Source organism: Ruegeria arenilitoris (genome assembly GCF_013035425.1).
In the GTDB taxonomy this organism is placed as follows: Bacteria; Pseudomonadota; Alphaproteobacteria; order Rhodobacterales; family Rhodobacteraceae; genus Ruegeria; species Ruegeria arenilitoris_A.
The window spans coordinates 1-17,157 of record NZ_WQHX01000016.1 but is presented as its reverse complement, the minus strand read 5'-3'; the positions used below and the strand labels follow the sequence as shown (position 1 = coordinate 17,157).

The 17,157-nt window shown below is 56.0% G+C and carries 14 protein-coding genes; 4 read left to right on the top strand and 10 right to left on the bottom strand.

Annotated elements, in window-relative coordinates; genetic code table 11:
- Positions 1–41: 41 nt before the first annotated feature.
- Positions 42–1,208, bottom strand: coding sequence for a beta-aspartyl-peptidase (gene iadA / locus GOV45_RS22680; RefSeq protein WP_170482646.1), 1,167 nt, complete (start codon positions 1,206–1,208; stop codon positions 42–44).
- 520 nt (positions 1,209–1,728) lie between these two features.
- Here iadA and GOV45_RS22675 point away from each other — a divergent pair.
- Positions 1,729–2,280 carry a 2OG-Fe(II) oxygenase gene (locus GOV45_RS22675; RefSeq protein WP_170482643.1) on the top strand — a complete coding sequence of 184 codons (552 nt, stop codon included), beginning with the start codon at positions 1,729–1,731 and terminating at the stop codon, positions 2,278–2,280.
- Positions 2,281–2,485: 205 nt separating this feature from the next.
- On the opposite strand, the gene GOV45_RS22670 is transcribed toward GOV45_RS22675, so the two are convergent.
- From GOV45_RS22670 to GOV45_RS22635, 8 genes are all read right to left on the bottom strand, one after another.
- Entirely contained in the window at positions 2,486–3,796 is a 1,311-nt protein-coding gene (locus GOV45_RS22670; RefSeq protein WP_170482642.1) for an MFS transporter, read from the bottom strand.
- A gap of 401 nt (positions 3,797–4,197) precedes the next feature.
- A complete protein-coding gene (locus GOV45_RS22665) occupies positions 4,198–5,583 on the bottom strand; it encodes a M20 family metallopeptidase (RefSeq protein ID WP_170482640.1) in 1,386 nt (461 codons plus the stop codon).
- A gap of 12 nt (positions 5,584–5,595) precedes the next feature.
- Complete coding sequence (locus tag GOV45_RS22660; protein WP_170482638.1) at positions 5,596–7,002, bottom strand: amidohydrolase; 1,407 nt, start codon at positions 7,000–7,002, stop codon at positions 5,596–5,598.
- Positions 7,003–7,022: 20 nt separating this feature from the next.
- A complete protein-coding gene (locus GOV45_RS22655) occupies positions 7,023–8,027 on the bottom strand; it encodes an ABC transporter ATP-binding protein (RefSeq protein ID WP_170482636.1) in 1,005 nt (334 codons plus the stop codon).
- A complete protein-coding gene (locus tag GOV45_RS22650; protein ID WP_170482634.1) occupies positions 8,024–9,001 on the bottom strand; it encodes an ABC transporter ATP-binding protein in 978 nt (325 codons plus the stop codon). The genes GOV45_RS22655 and GOV45_RS22650 overlap by 4 nt, the downstream gene beginning before the upstream one ends.
- Positions 8,998–9,921 carry an ABC transporter permease gene (locus GOV45_RS22645; RefSeq protein ID WP_170387150.1) on the bottom strand — a complete coding sequence of 308 codons (924 nt, stop codon included), beginning with the start codon at positions 9,919–9,921 and terminating at the stop codon, positions 8,998–9,000. Before GOV45_RS22645 ends, GOV45_RS22650 begins: the two co-directional genes overlap by 4 nt.
- Complete coding sequence (locus tag GOV45_RS22640) at positions 9,918–10,895, bottom strand: ABC transporter permease (RefSeq protein ID WP_170482633.1); 978 nt, start codon at positions 10,893–10,895, stop codon at positions 9,918–9,920. The genes GOV45_RS22645 and GOV45_RS22640 overlap by 4 nt, the downstream gene beginning before the upstream one ends.
- A gap of 60 nt (positions 10,896–10,955) precedes the next feature.
- Positions 10,956–12,536: an ABC transporter substrate-binding protein gene (locus GOV45_RS22635; RefSeq protein WP_170482631.1), complete on the bottom strand. Its 1,581-nt coding sequence runs from the start codon at positions 12,534–12,536 to the stop codon at positions 10,956–10,958.
- A gap of 181 nt (positions 12,537–12,717) precedes the next feature.
- On the opposite strand from GOV45_RS22635, the gene GOV45_RS22630 reads away from it, so the two are divergent.
- Complete coding sequence (locus tag GOV45_RS22630) at positions 12,718–13,629, top strand: LysR family transcriptional regulator (RefSeq protein ID WP_170387145.1); 912 nt, start codon at positions 12,718–12,720, stop codon at positions 13,627–13,629.
- Here GOV45_RS22630 and GOV45_RS22625 read toward each other — a convergent pair.
- A complete protein-coding gene (locus GOV45_RS22625; RefSeq protein WP_170482628.1) occupies positions 13,626–15,167 on the bottom strand; it encodes a M81 family metallopeptidase in 1,542 nt (513 codons plus the stop codon). The genes GOV45_RS22630 and GOV45_RS22625 overlap by 4 nt on opposite strands.
- Positions 15,168–15,234: 67 nt before the next feature.
- On the opposite strand from GOV45_RS22625, the gene GOV45_RS22620 reads away from it, so the two are divergent.
- Both GOV45_RS22620 and GOV45_RS22615 read left to right on the top strand, forming a co-directional pair.
- A complete protein-coding gene (locus GOV45_RS22620) occupies positions 15,235–15,819 on the top strand; it encodes an RES family NAD+ phosphorylase (RefSeq protein ID WP_170482626.1) in 585 nt (194 codons plus the stop codon).
- A gap of 319 nt (positions 15,820–16,138) precedes the next feature.
- Positions 16,139–16,771 (top strand): tyrosine-type recombinase/integrase, encoded by a 633-nt coding sequence (locus tag GOV45_RS22615; RefSeq protein WP_170482679.1) that lies wholly within the window; start codon positions 16,139–16,141, stop codon positions 16,769–16,771.
- Positions 16,772–17,157: the final 386 nt, after the last annotated feature.

Here is a 17,157-nt window from a genome sequence, read left to right as displayed (position 1 = left end):
CCGGTGCTATAGCGGGCAGCCACCGGGGACCGCGCGGACGCTCAAACCTGTTCATACATGCCGCGTCGGGCTATCTGGCCGTCGCGTACATGCCATTCCCCCCGGGCCATCACATGCCGCACGGCAGTGTTTTCGTCAAGAACGACCAAATCAGCGTCCATACCCACGTTCAGACGACCTTTTTGGTGCAGCTTCAGCAGGTCGGCGACATTTGAGGTCAGCGGAGCCAGCGCTTCGGGCATTGGTACTCCTCTGTTGGTGAGTTCGCGCAGCGTGTCCGGCAAAGTGTCCGACAAACCCACACCAAACCGTGTCAGATTGCCTTCATGGTCAAAGGCGGGCAGGCAGCCACCACCGTCAGAGCTGATGGTGAACCGGTCGGCGTGACCGCCCAAATCGCGAAACTGAATGTAGGCCTCAGTAGCAGAGATGCCCGGCTCGACATGTCCGCAGGGGAATGCGGTAGCGTCGATGTAACATCCGTGCCGTGCTAGCGCCACGGCCTGTTCGAAGAGTGGTTTGTTGCGATTGACATGGGTTGGATTGAAGACGCGTGCGGGGATTTCGCAGGTCGCGATAGCTTGTTCCAACATTGACAGCCCTCGCTCGCCATCTCCCATATGGCAATGCACAATCCCCGCCTTGCCAGTCATCAGGCCTGCGACATGCGCTTCGCTTGCGATCCGCAGAAACTCGTCCAATGTCGGTTGGCTCGACCGGTGATCACTGATCGCCAGTTCCCCAACACCGATGACCGGATCAAGGAACACAATGTCTCCACGGGCTGAACCGGTGAGGGTGGTCAGTGGGACGTGATAGCCACCGGTGTGACACCAGGCTGAAAGTCCTTCTTCGCGCAACCCATAGGCCTGTTGCACCAGCGTCTGCGTGTTGCGGGTCAGATCGTCCGTGCCCAATACTCCAACGACTGAAGTGACACCGGCACGCGTGAAAGAGGACAGGACAAGCGGCGGCACCCGACTGGCTGGTCCGGTTTCACCGCCACCGCCAGTTATATGCGCATGCCCATCAATAAAACCCGGAACAACCGCTGCGCCTTCGACGTCAATGATCTCTGCCTGAAGCTGGTCAGGCAAATCGGGTTTATTGCTGCCGAGGTAAATGATGCGTTCACCCGCAGTGAGAATATGGCCCAAACCAACAGGTTCAGGTGAATAGAGGCGCGCATTCTTGATGAGCTTCAACACGTTGCAAATCCGTCAGTAGGAGCGAAGACGTCCTTCTTTGCACCAAATGGCAGCAGAAGAACCATCCCCTTTTTCGGGGAAAGCGTAGATGTCGGTCGTACGCCACTAGCAGACAGTGAGAAAAATGAAGCGGATGGCAAGGTTGTCCGCGAAGTAGTCGTGTTTAAGGGTTGCGGCGAACGGTTGCTCCGAGCCCAATCTGTCTTATGCTGCGGAACAGCCGAATGTCCGCTTTTCTCCCGGGCGACCATCACGGTACGCGCCATCGCAATGACCTTAAGCCAGCGTGGAATAAACCTATGCAATTTGCTGAAAGGTCCAATAGCAGGCGATAGCCGCACATCGTATACCGTTTGGGATCCGAGAACGTCTAGGGTGAATTCCAAATCCGGATTCCTGGACCCAAAACAATTGAGATTGTAGAAAAATTACGTCGCTTTCAGCCTCTTAGGTCGAAAACAGCGTAGCGCCATCTGTGCGTTTTGGCAAAATCCAGTACCAATCAAAAATGGTGTACAGAATGCTGGAAGTTCATTCGATTCCCGGTGCATTTACCGCGCGGGAATGTGAGCAGATTGTTGCTGCATCACAAAAAGCCCCGGCGAACGAGGCTCTGCTTGTCGGGCAAAACAAGGATCATAATCTGCGCAGAGCGGATGTGACCTGGCTGGACGACGTCGAAGGCTCTGATTGGGTGATGTCACGCCTTATCAATGTTGCCCGTCGCTCCAACACCGACAAGTTTGGCTTTGATCTGAGCGAGTTCGCCGAAAGTCCGCAGATTGCCTGCTATAAAGCATCAGATGGTGGTCATTTTGCGTGGCATTCCGATATCGGCGACGGGCCTGTTGCCCGAAAAAGAAAGCTGTCGCTGGTCGTTCAACTCAGCAAACCCGGAATGTACGACGGCGGAGACTTGGAGATAATGCCGGGCGCTTATGCTGTAACGGCCAGCCGACATCAGGGCAGCGCGACCATCTTTCCCAGCTTCTTGTTGCATCAGGTGACACCGGTTGAGAATGGTAATCGGTATTCGTTGACGGTCTGGGCGCATGGCCCGACGTTTCGGTGATGATTTCCGTACTCGTTTGATTAAGAGTCCGAGACTACAAGGCTAACGGTTCCTTTCGTGTAGGAAACAGAGTCGAAAGAGTTAAGCTTGCCTTTAACACATTCGCTGAAATGGCATTTCTTGTAGTCCAACGTCTCTGCTAAATCCTAGAAGCTGCACGGTACTGACGCCTGAGTTGCTTTGGTCACTCAATGGCTGGCTTCTATTATGTATCAGTCGGTAAGCGACTGGCGACTGATTTCTCATGGACTAAGTTTGGCAGGCTCACCATATCAGAAGCAACTTTGCCAGCTTCCTTTGAAGTACTTTCGACAGATATGCGTGTCTGGCCCAACCGGGGGTGCAGCTTACGAGCCAGAACCCACGTCCAAAGCAAACCTGCGCCACCCGCAGCGAACACGCCAGAGAGCGGTGCAGCGAGAAGAACCAGCCAGGCGGCACCAGGTGTAATAATACCCGAAACGTCGCGAAAGCTCGCGTATATTGCTGACATCTCAGTTCGTTCGGAAGGTTTGACTGCGAGAAGGAACGGCAAACCAGCGGAAACATCGAGCAAGATCAGGAAAATCGAGCCCATCATTAAGAATGCGATTGTGACTTCAGGGATTCCGAATGGAACTCCAGCAAAAAGAAACAGCAGCCCGGACATGAGGAATCCGGTTCTGACTGCTGCGCGTACCGAACTGCGCTGCATGAAACGAAGCATCAGTGGGGTGCAAAACAGGGCGGCATTGGAAATCGATAAAGCAATCCCTCCAAGCTGGCTGCCTAGCCCGTTCTGAACCGCATAGATGGGCAGGTATACGACATAAATCCACCACCCACAGGAACGAACGACTGCGAATACCCATCCGGCAACCAATCGCGGTTGCACAAAAAACCTCCCGAAATAGGCGAACGGATTTGCGGGAGCGCTTTGGCTTCTGGTGATGAGCCTGCCGTTTCCGAGGCGCATAACAAGAAAGATGAGCAGCATGACAATCGCCGCACCGGCTGCAATCAGGAACGGCGCAGGTCGCCACCATTCGTACAATATCGCGCCAAGTGCAGGCCCAGCCGTCCAACCCAGCGCACTGTAAAAAAGCCGCGATGTCTCAAAACGTCCCAGTTCAATCCTGGCAACATGGTCGAGTACATAGGCGTTGAAGCACACAAATGTCGTCACAACGGCGAAAGTTGTGAGTGCGAGCCCCGCAATAACGGCAGCAGGGGTCGCAACGGTCGTCACAACCGCACCCGCGACGTACGAAAGAGTGCCGAACACATAGACCCATCTCCGTGGGACAAACCAGATCAGGTAGGGAACCAGAAGACCGATCAAGAGTGATACCGCGCCAATGGCGAAATAAATTTCGGATACAAATCGCGCATCCTTCAGCGCGTTGTACATCGCTACCGGAAAGACAGAGATCAAAATACCCCTGGCAATCGCCTCCGTTCCCGCCAGAATGGCGAATCCCCGCACGCTGGGTGCTGGCGCATGGCGAAGCCATTCTGGTATTCGACGTTCGTGCATGAGAAGTGCTCAATGGACTGGGAACTAGTCAAACCTGTTTCCTCATTTTATCTTTCCTGCCAGCGACCCGATGTCGTTTTTTGCTAATCGTGCAAGTTACAAAAATTCAAAAACGGAATTTCGTTTTCTCTTTTTGGGAGCCCGCTTCGCTGGCGTTCAATTTTCAACGCTGATTACACCGAAAGGATAGCTTGAACTCGGGCTGGATTGGCCCAGTAGAATGGCCGCAAACCGGAAATCATTGCTCGACCGAAAAATCTACCGCTGCGGATGCAAGCACTTTCAGTATGAGCAATAGTCGTGGCTACAAAAGTCGGTTTTGTCCGCAAAGCGGTCAGTTAAAGTCGGGAGTGCGATACCCGCCCGATCCAGGTATGGATGAAAGCCTTTGTGGCGCGCGGTCAGAGTGGCCTGGCAAGGTCACCAATATCCCAGAAAAGACCGGCCATTGCCCGCAATGCATCACGCGACACCGACTTCAACACGTGTTCGTTTGGCGCGTGCTGTGAACAGCCACGATAGGAATGAGGCACCCAAATCGTTGGGAGGCCGAGCACATCGGAAAAGACCTCATTGGGCAGGGAACCGGCGAGATTTGGCAGAATATGTGGCCGCTTTCCAGACGTTTCTTCCAGCGAACGCGCGACAAACGACACCCAAGGATGCTCCGGCGATGTCCGCGTCGCATCGAAAAATCCGCGGTCGTGAGGTTTGATCTTAACGATCTGAAATCCTCTTGCATCAAGGTGGCGACGAAGGGCCGACAGGATACCGGCTTGATCGGTGCCAACAACGAAGCGGAGCTGACAGGCGGCCTTGGCATATCCCGAGATCGCGTTAACCGGCTCTTCGGGGACACCGCTTTTCATTGCGAGGATCGCAAAGCTGTTCCAGCCAAAGACCCGTTCGGCCGGTGTCAGACTTTCTTCGCCCCAGTCTTCGTCAATCTTCGGACCGCCATCTCCGCCTACCGGCAAATTGCGCAGGGTATGCCGGATGTCTTCGGTTAGGCTGGTCGGCCGCCACTCTGGTATTTGGATTTGGCCCCTCACATCGGTGATCGTCGAGAGGGCTTGCGCAAGGATCATCGCGGGGTCGGCAAGCAAACCGCCCCAGTTACCGGAATGATGCGCGCCGTCTCGAAGGTCAACGATGAGGTCGAACGAATTGCCGCCCCGTGCACCCATGAACATCGTCGGCGTGTCTGACTGAAGGCGTGGTCCGTCCGATGCGATCAGGACATCCGCGGCAAGGTTTTCTTTGTGCGTGGCGCAAAACTCCGACAGCCCCGGCGACCCCATCTCCTCACCCATTTCAATAAGGATTCGAATGTTGAAGCCGAGTGATCCACGAGCGTCGATGACGGAGCTCAACGCAGCCAAGTTGATGAGGTGTTGTCCCTTGTTGTCAGCGGTACCGCGTCCGAAGAGGCAATCGCCCTCATCTACAAGACGAAACGGGTAAAGCCCGTTGTGCCACTGATCGGTTTGGGCGCGGATCACGTCGCCATGCCCATAGGACAGGATCGTTGGGCCTGTGTCGTCCTCGATGCGTTCAGCGACAAGGATAGGACCTGCATCTGGCACAGGGTTCGGGTGTATTGCACAGGAGAACCCAAGACTGCGCAGGCGCGGAACGAGGGCTTCTTCAAGATAGCGCGGAAGTTCCGCCGCTTTCTCTGGTGTCTGGCTCTCCGTCTCATGGGCAACCAGTTCGCTAAGATCGGTTGCAAATCGACCGCTGTCAAAATATTCGGCGACGTTGTCTATGGCAGCAGCGCGGGTCATGTTCACTTTCCCTCAGACAGGTGGGCGCACGTCTGCAGGGATCGGACATGTGTACGGCGTTTCGCCCAGATGGTCTTGATGCGTCGCGCGCGCAGCATCGATGCGTGACGGGTCCTCAACCAGTCGACAGGCTGTCGCGGCCATTGCCTTTGCGGCGTAGATCATGCCTTTGTGCGCTGCGGGTGCCTTGCCTTGTGCAACTGTTTGCCAGGTATGAAATGGCGTTCCAATTGCGCAGGTCGCGACCCGAGCCTGAACCGTCGGAACAGCCCAACTCACATCCCCGACATCTGTTGAGCCTTCGCCACCATCGCTGTGGCGATCAAGAGGTGCGATGAAGTCGCAGAGTGCGAGATCCTTTTTGGGCTTAGCTCCGATCCGCTTGAAGGTCGTGTTGATGTCAGCCGTGGTCAATGTAGTCTGAATCTCACGGGCAAAGCTGAGGTCTGACTCGTCAAAGGCGACGGGTCCGAGTTTCTCTAGCTCGTGCTGCATGGTTTCTTCCAAAGGACGGTTTCCAAGCAGGTTTGAAACGCCGGAAAAGACCTGACTTGTGACCTGCGTTCCGGTCATCAGCGCCGCACCATCTGCAATCTTTCTGACACGCGTAACCAGATCGGCGAGGTCGGGTAGCGAACTGGCGCGGACGAGCTGGCGCACCGTGGCCTTGGCCTGCACCACGTTCGGCGCAACACCACCTGCATCGAGATAGGCGTAGTGCACCCGGGCGCTGTCGGGCATGTGCTCGCGCAGGTAATTTACACCGATATTCATCAGTTCAACCGCATCAAGCGCCGACCTACCCAATTCCGGTGCACCCGCCGCATGGGCAGCTTTTCCATGAAAAGTGAAATCGATCCGGGTGTTTGCGAGCGATCTGGCCTCATTCACGCCTGTGAAGGTCGCTGGATGCCACGAGATGGCTGCGTCGACATCATCGAACAGTCCTTCACGCACCATGTATGTCTTGGCCGCGCCCCCTTCTTCAGCGGGGCAGCCATAGTATCGCACACGGCCCTTGATGCCGTTTTCGGCCAGCCAGTCTTTCACCGCCGTCGCGGCCAAGAGTGCGGCGGCCCCTAACAGATTGTGACCACACCCATGCCCGTTGCCGCCCTCTTCAAGCGGCTGATGTTCAGCCACACCTGGCGCCTGGCTCAGATATGGCAGCGCATCGAACTCACCGAGGATGGCAATCACCGGACCCTCGTCTCCTGCTTCGCCAATCACGGCCGTAGGAATGCCAGCTGCGTTCTCTGTTATCTTGAACCCCTGAGCGCGTAACATCTGCACATGTTCGGCGACGGACTTGTACTCGGCATAAAGCGTCTCGGGCGTGTCAAAGACTCGATCTGACAAGGCGATAAAATCATCACGATGGCGGTCGACGTGGTCCCAGATCGGATCGGCGTTTTTCAAGGGGCTCTCCAGCTTCTCGTTCAAACGGTTTCGGCGTGTTCCAGCAGGCAAGCCGTTTCGCGCCCGCAGCGCCCCGCTTTCAGTTCAGGAACAGTGGTGCGGCACTCAGCGGTCGCCACCGGGCAACGCGGGTGGAAGGTACATCCAGATGGCGGATCGAGCGGCGACGGAATTTCCCCCTCAATCGGGGCAAAATCACGCCGGCGCTGATCAAGGCGCGGAGCCTCTGCAAGCAGCGCTTTCGTGTAGGGATGGCGTGGGTCCGAAAAAATTTCCTCAGTCGATGCGCTCTCGACAATGCGGCCCAGATACATGATCGCCACGCGGTCGGCGATGTGTTCGACGACGCTCAGGTCATGGCTGATGAACAGATAGGTCAGGCCCAGCTCTTCGCGCAGATCCATGAACAAGTTGATAACCTGCGCCTGGATCGACACGTCCAGCGCAGCGATGGCTTCGTCGCAGACAAGGAACTTCGGCTTCACGGCGAGCGCACGTGCAATTCCAATCCGTTGCCTCTGACCGCCGGAAAACTGATGCGCGTAACGCCGCTTGAGCGACGGGTCGAGGCCGACCTTGCGCATCACGTCGTCCACGTATTCCGCACTCTCTGCCTTGCTGACGATCCCATGCATACGCGGTGCTTCGCCGATGATATCTTCGACGCGCATTCGCGGATTTAGGCTGGCAAAGGGGTCCTGGAAGATCATCTGAATTGCGAGGGTCGCCGCGCGTTTGTCGGTACCGTTCAACGTCGCAACATCTTTGCCTCCGTAGAACATCTGTCCGTCACTTGCAGGGTGAATGCCGGCAACAACACGTCCCAAAGTGGACTTGCCGCAGCCGGATTCGCCGACCAATCCCAGAACCTCACCATTTTGAATCGACAGGTTCACGTTATCGACAGCATGGACCGTTTCTTCCCGGATGTTTGCGCCAAGTCGCTGTGCGATTTTCCCCGCGACGTCCAAACGTTTGGTGAAGCGCTTCGAAACGCCTCGGATTTCAACGAGCGGCTCACTCAAAGCGTCGTCTCCTTGGTGCGTTGCGGATTGAAACAGCGAAGGCTGCGGCCATCCACGTCCTTAATCGGGGGGCGCTTGGAACACGCTGCCGTTCGGGCCTGACAACGCGGTCCAAAGGCGCATCCTTCAGGCAGGGCGAGCATGTTTGGCGTCATCCCTTCGATCTGGAACAAACGCTGCCCGCGCCGGTTCGCCGTCGGAACCGATCCGAGAAGCCCGACCGTATAGGGATGCAACGGACGGTCGATAACATCGTCGATACCGCCTTGCTCAACGATCCGTCCTGCGTACATCACCGAAATCCGGTCCGCGAGCCCTGCCACAACGGCAAGGTCATGCGTGATCCAGATCATCGCGGTTCCCGTGCGTTTCGTCAGCTTCTGTGCCTCGTGGATGATCTGCGCCTGAATTGTCACGTCGAGCGCTGTCGTCGGCTCGTCGGCAATAATGAGGTCCGGCTGGTTCAAGAAGGCTGTCGCAATCGCCACGCGCTGCCGCATCCCACCGGAAAGCTGATGCGGATAGGCTTGCAATCGCTCTTCCGGCGATGGGATGCCAACCAAACCAAGCGCATCACGGCTTCTTTCCCAGGCGGTTTGGCGGCTTACGTTTTCATGGGCGAGAATGGCCTCGATCATCTGCGTATCGACGCGCAGGACCGGGTTGAGCGTCATCATCGGATCCTGAAAGATCATCGAGATTCGGTTGCCACGCAAGGTCTTGAGTCGCTCTTCCGGTGCGTTCGCGATCTCGTCACCATTAAAACGGATTGACCCATCGACGATGCGCCCGGGAGGATCGATCAGCCCAAGGATGGAAAACCCGGTGATCGACTTGCCCGACCCGGACTCACCCACCAGACCCATTACCTCGCCCTTGGAGACGGTGAAATCCACACCATCTACGGCCTTGACCACACCCGCGTGCGTGAAGAAGTGGGTCTTCAGCCCGCTGACTTCGAGTACTTCAGTCATCTCTTCAACCTCGGGTTCAGAACATCGCGCAAATGGTCGCCAACAAGGTTGATGGACACCACCGTCATTAACAGCGCGACGCCGGGAAAAACGGAAATCCAGTAGCGTCCTGAAAGCATGTATTCGAATCCATTTGCGATCAGCACCCCGATCGACGGCTCAGTCTGTGGAAGTCCTACGCCAAGGAACGAAAGCGTCGCTTCCAATGAGATCGCGCTGGCGGTTTGTACCGTGCCAACGACAATCAGAGGCGCCATGCAATTCGGGAGAATATGCCGAAAGACGATCCGCGAACGCGAAATGCCGAGACATTGTGCGGCTTCAACATATTCCTTTCCACGCTCGACAAGCGCGGTCGCGCGCACCGTGCGGGCGTAGTAGGCCCATTGCGCAATTACGAGGGCAAGAATGATCTTGTCGACACCCTTACCAAGTGCCGCAACCATCATCAGCGCAACCAGCGATGCCGGGAACGAAAGTTGAAGATCCACGATGCGCATAATGAACGCTTCGGTCCGGCCACCAGCGTAGGCCGCGACCAGACCGATCGCCATACCGATCAGAAGGGCAATCACTCCAGATGCAAGCCCAACGGTCAGAGAGATACGCAAACCATAGAGAATTGCCGAGTAGAGATCGCGCCCAGACCCGTCCGAGCCGAGCCACATTGTATATCCGTCGAAGGCTTCGGAACCTGGCGGCAAGCGTCCATCCATGACGCTGACCTGACCAAGATCGTAGGGGTTCTGTGGTGTGATCCAGGGTGCCAGGATGGCCAAAAGAACGATGATCAGGAATATGCCGAGCGCCGCTGTCGCGATCCTGCTTTCGAAGAACTCGGCCCGAAATCGCTGGAACGGCGTCTCGACCTTAGGGGATTTGGCGGTGGTCAGCGAATGATCTGTGACGGTGTCGGTCATGCGCCCTGATCCTGCAAACGAACCCTCGGATCGAGGATCGAGTAAAGTATGTCGACGATCAGATTGATCAGCACGAAGAACAGTACGATGATCATCAGATAGGCGACGACGACAGGCCGATCCAATTGCAGTATTGCGTCGATCAGCAGTTTGCCCATTCCCGGCCACGCGAAGATTGATTCAGTCACCACCGAGAACCCGATCAAACTGCCGAATTCGAGGCCCATGACGGTCACTACCGGGATCATGATGTTCTTCATTACATGCACCAGAATGATGCGTCGGGTCGAAAGCCCTTTGGCCCGGGCATATTTAACGTAATCCTGTCCCATCGCTTCCCGGACACCCGCTCGGGTGAGACGGATTGCCAGCGAAATCTTAAGAAGTGCCAGGTTGAGAGCAGGCAGGAAGATGTGGCTCAACCCATCGAGCGTAAAAAGGCTGCTGTGAATCCCAAGAAACGAGCCGATGTCGCCACGACCTGTCGCAGGTACCCATCTAAGTTCTACGGCAAACAGCATGATGAGCATTAGTCCGACCCAGAAGGTCGGCAGCGAGAAACCGAGAATCGAGCCAGCCATAACGCCTTTGGAAAGCGGGCTGTCGGGATAGAGCCCGGCATAAAGCCCCAATGGAATTCCGATCACGATGGCAAGAAAGAGTGCACTGAAGGCCAGTTCCATCGTGGCAGGCATATGGTGCAGGATCAGTTTGAGCGCGGGCTCACCGAAGACGAAGCTATCGCCGAGGTCACCCTGTGCCGCACCTTTGAGGAACAACCAGTACTGTTCCCAAATAGGCCGATCCAATCCAAGCCGTCGAATGGCCGCTTCGATGTCAGCCTGATCCGCGTCGGGGCTTACCAGCATGTAGACCGGGTCACCAACGATGTTGACGCCAAAAAAGACAATCACCGACATCAGGAAGACAACAAGCATTGCTTGCAGCAATCGGCGAATGACAAAAACGGTCATGAGGACATTCCCTGGGCAAAGGCTGCGGGCCGCTGCGAAGGCGGCCCGGATGCATTGCGGTTACTCTTTCACGACGCCTGTCGCGAGAGTGTATTCGTCGGTCCGAGGGATGTAGCTCAGACCTTTTTTGGCCGCCCAGGTGTTGACCTGGAAGTGCGTCGGAATGATCGCCACGTTCTCGATCGCGCGCTCTGTTGCCGCGGCGAGCAGTTCCTGCCGCTTTGCGTCATCGACTGTTCGTAGGGCTTCTTCGATCAACGCGTCGGTTTCAGCATCCGAGTGTCGGCCACGGTTTGATGATCCAAAGCCCGCATCCTTGTCATGGGTGTGGATCAGCGATTTGAGAGGCGAGGACGCTTCGCCGGACCCCGCGCCCCATCCGACGAGGATAAAGCTGAACTCCGGAAGACCCTCTGGGCTGCCTTTGGAAGCGCGCCCAAAGTATACCGAACGCGGCATGGTTTCGACGGCTGTCTTGATGCCAACACGGGTCAACATTTGCGCAATTGCCTCGGCAATTTTGGCGTCGTTGATGTAACGGTCATTCGGCCCATGGATTGTCATTTCAAATCCATCGGGATAACCGGCTTCAGCCAGAAGCGCTTTAGCACCGTCTGGATCATAGGCCACGACGTCCAAATTGTCAGACACGCCAAAGAACCCCTCGGGCAGAAGCTGACCGGCGGGCAGGGCAACCCCTTCCATGACACGCTCAACGATTGCATCGCGGTTGATCGCCATGCTGATCGCCTTACGGACGCGGACGTCCATGAGGGGGTTCTTGATATCGCCGCCACCGTTGGCCTTCACAAAGGGTGAATCCTCGCGGAATTGGTCCATGTGAAGATAGATCACTCGGTTGGACACGCCCTGGCTCAACTGAATTCCGTCATTGCCCTGAAGTGTTGTGATATCGGTCGTTGGTACGCCCGATATCATGTCCACGTCACCGGCAAGAAGCGATGCAACACGGCTCGGACCGGACGTGATTGGGCGGAATTCCACCTCGGACCAGATCGGTGCATCACCCCAGTAGTCGTCGTTCCGTACCAGCACGATGCTTTCACCCGGCGTGTAACTTTGGAACTTGAACGGCCCTGTGCCGATGGCGGCCGTACCCGCGTTGAAGTCTTCCGTCGTTGCTTCGCAGCCCACTTCTGAGATCACAGGGATCGTGGAAATGTCGTTGCCCATTAACGGATAAGGTGCGGCCGTTTTGAAATGCACCGTGTAGTCATCGATCTTGACGACTTCCTTACCCTTGAGATAGGTGCCGTATCCCGATGGAGAGTTCGGTACGTCCGGCGCGCGCGCCATGGTGCAGACTACATCGTCTGCCGTAAAGTCACTTCCGTCGTGAAACTTTACGCCCTCACGCAGCTTGAACTCCCAAGTCAATTCATCAATCGGCTCCCATGACACGGCAAGACCCGGCGATAGGCGCTGCTTCTCATCCTGCGCGATCAGCCGGTCAAAGATGTGCACGGACATCGCGTTGTTCGGACCCAGGTTGTGAAAATGCGGATCGAGTGACGTCGGCTCCGAAGCGAGGCCGATCGTTAGTTTTTCGGCCGAAACAGCACCGGCGCCGAAAGCCAAAATGTTGACAGCGACGGCTGTCGCAGATGTGAGTTTCCTCATCAAAAAGACTCCCTGTTTGTTTGGCGCTTGTGAATGGGCGAATCTTTGGCCGATCCCGCGCCCTATTAAAAAAGGCTAGCTACCGCAAAAATCATTGCCAATACTTATTGCTATGCGACTTTGCATAGATCAATCCAAGAGTTTGGATGTTTAGCCGCTCGTACCGGGGGAGTAATGTAGCATGACGGAACACAGACACAGACTGCGCGAGTTCGAGTCGCTAAGAGCCGTGATCACGACTGGGACAACCATCGGCGCCGCGCGGCGTCTCGGGATTTCGCAGTCTGCCGTGAGCCGGTCCTTATCACAACTCGAGGCCCGTGTTGGGCGATCGCTCTTTCTCCGGCGATCGGGACGTATCGACCCAACAGACGAAGCCTTGCGTCTCAACGAAAAACTGGACCCAATTTTCGAGACGCTGGCGGACATTGAGGGCGCAGAATGGGCTACTCCGGATAACGAGCCGTTACGCCTGATCGTGCCGCCGACTCTGGCACATCACTTTGTCATCTCCAGGGTGGCCAGTTTTCTCAAGAAGAATGAAGGAAAGCAGCTTCAATTGGATATTCAGGCCACGGACGTGCTGGTCGCCGGCATTCTCGACCTCCGCTATGATCTTGGTTTGACGAGTGCGATGATCCAACGAACTGGTGTTCATCTCATGCCTTGGCGCCGCAGTCAGGTGGTCTGCGCCATGCCGAGCAACCATCCGCTATCGGAAAAACGAGTGGTGACGCCGCACGACCTTGAAGGCGTCGCGCTGATCGAGTTTCTGCGAAGGCTGGGGACGCGAGCGATCACAGAAAAGATCTTTGCGCGCGCTGGAATTCGGCCGAAACAAGTCGCAGAAACGGCAACGAACATGGCCGCACTGGAGCTCGTCCGCGAGGGTTTGGGCGTGACACTGATCAATCCCTTCCCGTTGTTGTCGTCAGGGATGGAAGGTGTCGTCGTCAGGCCATTTGACGCCGCCATTTTTTATGACACGAGCTTTGTACTTCCATCAGGCAGGCCACCTTCTCAGCTTGCCCGCCAGTTCATGCAATTTGTCAAGTTGACGACGCCGCAGGACAAATACTCAGAGCCCGTCTAGCGCAGCATCTTAGCCGACCACGAGGTGTCGACGTCCATCGGAAAGTTCGGTCGTGGCAAATTCGCAAACGGCCAGCGGTCGTGAACTGGCGACGTAAGCCCGCCCGTGTCGACCTCAAATACCTGGTTTGGCCCAAACCAGTTGGAAAACCCGGCCCGAAAGTGGCCTCGGGATTTCACAACAACAGTCCGGGCAGACGCAATATCCAGCCCGAACATATGAAAGAACACGGGGTCGGCAGTCTGTGTGCGATCGGTGATCACCACCACGGTGATACCACCAATACGAAGCGCAGCGGATGGCCCTAGGGCCAATCTCCGACCTGCCGTCATGCCCAGTTCACCTACCACATCTCCATTATGGAGACCCAAGACCTCTGCATCCGCCTCAAAAGGCACATCCCATTGCGCCCAGAAAGCGCTGGAATCGGAAGACCGGTTGAATCGTGCCCTGAATTTGCCGCCGACACCGATGCCATGGGCTTCGTTCGCAAGTTCCGGATCACAAAAGGAACCGAATAGGCATTCTTCGACTTTTGCCGCATGAAGAGCGGCTAACAGTTCCGTCGTCCTGCCACTGCCGCCGCCACCAGGATTGTCACCGGCATCGGAGTAAATCACAGGCGTGCGCGCTTGGTCAGCGGAAATTGAGATCGCTTCCGTCACGGATGTCAGTTTCCGAACGAAATCCTTCCTCAATGACCAGGCCATGTCTGCCAATTCTTCCGCCAGTGCATTGGCCGCCTTCTGGTCCTCACGCGCGGTGACAACGATGCTCAGACCGTTGTCGGGCGTGTCGGAGAAAAGGAAATTACCGAAGATCGATACGTTTAGAATCTCACCTCGACCTTCGGCTTGTCGTCGCTGACCATGGTCGATCAGCGTGCCATACGGGTGCTCGGCACTTAGCAGGGTCACGGATGGCGGAACAAGAGGCAGTTTGACATGCGCGGTTTGGGGCCGGACGCCCGACGCCAAAACCCGGCGCAGCGAAAAGGCGGCTTCCTCGCCACGTTCTATCTGATCGACGTGAGGATTGGTCCGATAGCCGACGATCAGGTCACAGGCATCGACCATCCGTTGTGAGATATTTGCATGCAGATCGAGTGTCGCAATGACAGGTATGTCCGGTCCTACAACTCCCCGAATGCGTGACATCAACAAACCGTCGGGGTCGTGGTCATGCTCGGCAACCATCGCGCCGTGGTTGCAGATGTAGACTGCGTCAACAGGGCCAGCTGAGCGCAGCATGTCTTCCGAAGTCGCTATGACCTCTTCGATTACAGATTTTCGTACTGGACCCGCCGGGTGGCTGGCTGCCAAGATACAGGGTACCGGCGTCCAGTCGCCCGTAGCATCCATCGCCCTGACAAAGGCTGCAAATTCTATTGCCAGCTTTGGTGTCGCGGATCTCGCTTCAGACATCAAAGCATCGCCTGAAAGCCATGTCAGAGACTTAAAGTCCGACAAATCAGCCGGCGGTGCAAAACGATTTGACTCGAGAATTGCGCCAAGGAGGGCGATCTTTGGAACCTTCATGCGAGAGGCCTTTGGAAATGCAACACAATGTGAGGAAACATGAGTAGGTGATTTCAATCAAGGTATCATGCGTCTTCTCTTTTCTAGGAAAACCCCTGCCGCCCTGCGTCTTTCCTATAACGCGACGCGCAAACGATCAGTGCCACCCGTTATGCTGACAGAAGTTTCCGGAGAATTCGTAAAGATTGTTTGGGCCGATGACCCAGACGTTCACCTCATGCGCGGCGCACCGGATCGCCCACCCGCCCGGTTCAATCGCCGGGGGCAGGACGCTTTGTATCTGAGCCCTGATGTCGAAAGCGCAAAAGTCGCTATTGGTCAGGACGTCAGGAAGGATGATCGCCCGCGGGTTGTGTTGACTTTCGAGGTGGAACAATGCGCGTTGTTCGATTTGCGCAGCCCCGAAGCCGCAGATATCTATGCGCTTGCCAGTCAACCCTGGCGCAAACTCGTAGCTGCCGGTAGGGATCCGTCCTCATGGTTCGCTGCTGATCGGATCAGAGCAGACGGGCATATCGGATTGATTGATCCCTCACGAAGGCGCCCGGGCCTTTGGCACATCACTCTTTTTCGATGGAACGAGGCGAGCGCACCTGGCGTATTTCGGCGTAGTGAAGTGAAACCGGTTACCGTCCTGCCGGACTATCGATGACTTTTCGCTTTGCTTTTTCCTGTCGCAGCGAATGGCGGTTTTGCGGATTGCGACCGCAGTAATGCTAAAGGCTGCTGATAATCCGTTAAGGGCCGTTTGTTGACGTTGAAGCTTGCGACCCGACTGTCTGGTTCGTCCGCATTGTGGTCATAGGCTCGTTTTTCATCGGACGTCCGACTTTATCAGAAGCGGCCATTGAGTGTTTTAAACTGCAGTTTGAGATGCGCGCGATCGGTTTCTATGATGGCAAAGACAGTAAAGTGCGCTGGTTGGCAGGGTGCCGATGCCTGGTGTGGGAGGGCTGGATGGAGACTTCACCATGTCCAGTATTCAGCTTCCAATAATCAGACCGTCTCAGCCGCCGTGGAACAAGAACCGACTAATTGGTCAGAAACGTCCACTCCTGCCAAGACAGGTTTGGGCAATTCGGGCACGGCTCGAACTCGCCGGGAACCCGCGCAACCTTGTGCTGTTCAATCTCGCTATCGACAGCAAACTTCGCGGTTGTGATCTTGTTCGCCTGAAAGTGGTGGATCTCGTCGTTGCCGGAGCAGTTCGAGACCGCGTATCGATCGTCCAGAGCAAGACAGGCAGGCCAGTTCAGTTCGAAGTGTCCGAGAACACGCGAAGATCGATTTTTGAGTGGGTCAGATCGCCCGACATGCTTGGTCGCGAGTTCCTCTTTCCAAGCAGGTTCCACAGTTCATCGCACATTTCGACTCGGCAATACGCACGTCTCGTGCGCAGCTGGGTGTCGGTCATCGGACTGGATCCTTGTGGGTACGGAACGCATTCTCTTCGGCGGACAAAAGCTGCGCTGATCTATCGGAAGACTGGCAACCTTCGGGCCGTCCAACTCCTGCTTGGACACACCAAGGTTGATAGCACGGTCAGGTACCTTGGGGTCGAACTCGACGACGCGTTGAGCATCTCGGAGAAGATCGACATCTGACGGTTTGACGGACGGCAGCAGCCGTTCGTCATCTCAAAACGGGTTCCGAAGTTTAGGCGCGAACGGCCGCTCCTTCGGATACCAGACTTTGGATTATTTGCGTTAGATGACCGGTATGCGGACTTTCCAGACATTGATGTTTAGACATGTTGCTAACGCAGCATTCGTTCGCACTCGCGGAAAGTGATACTCTGTATTTCGGCAGTTTTCGTCAGACTAGTCGTTCACAAGCTTAGTTTTGGTCGGAACCTAAACCGCGCTTTCGCCGCATCCAGTTCAGACATGAAAACCGCGGGCTAAACGGGCTTTCAATTCCTGCTCAAAAAATTTCTTCCGCAGAAAGCTCATCTGAAGTGCATTGTTGGTCGAGTTTTTGTTGAAGATCT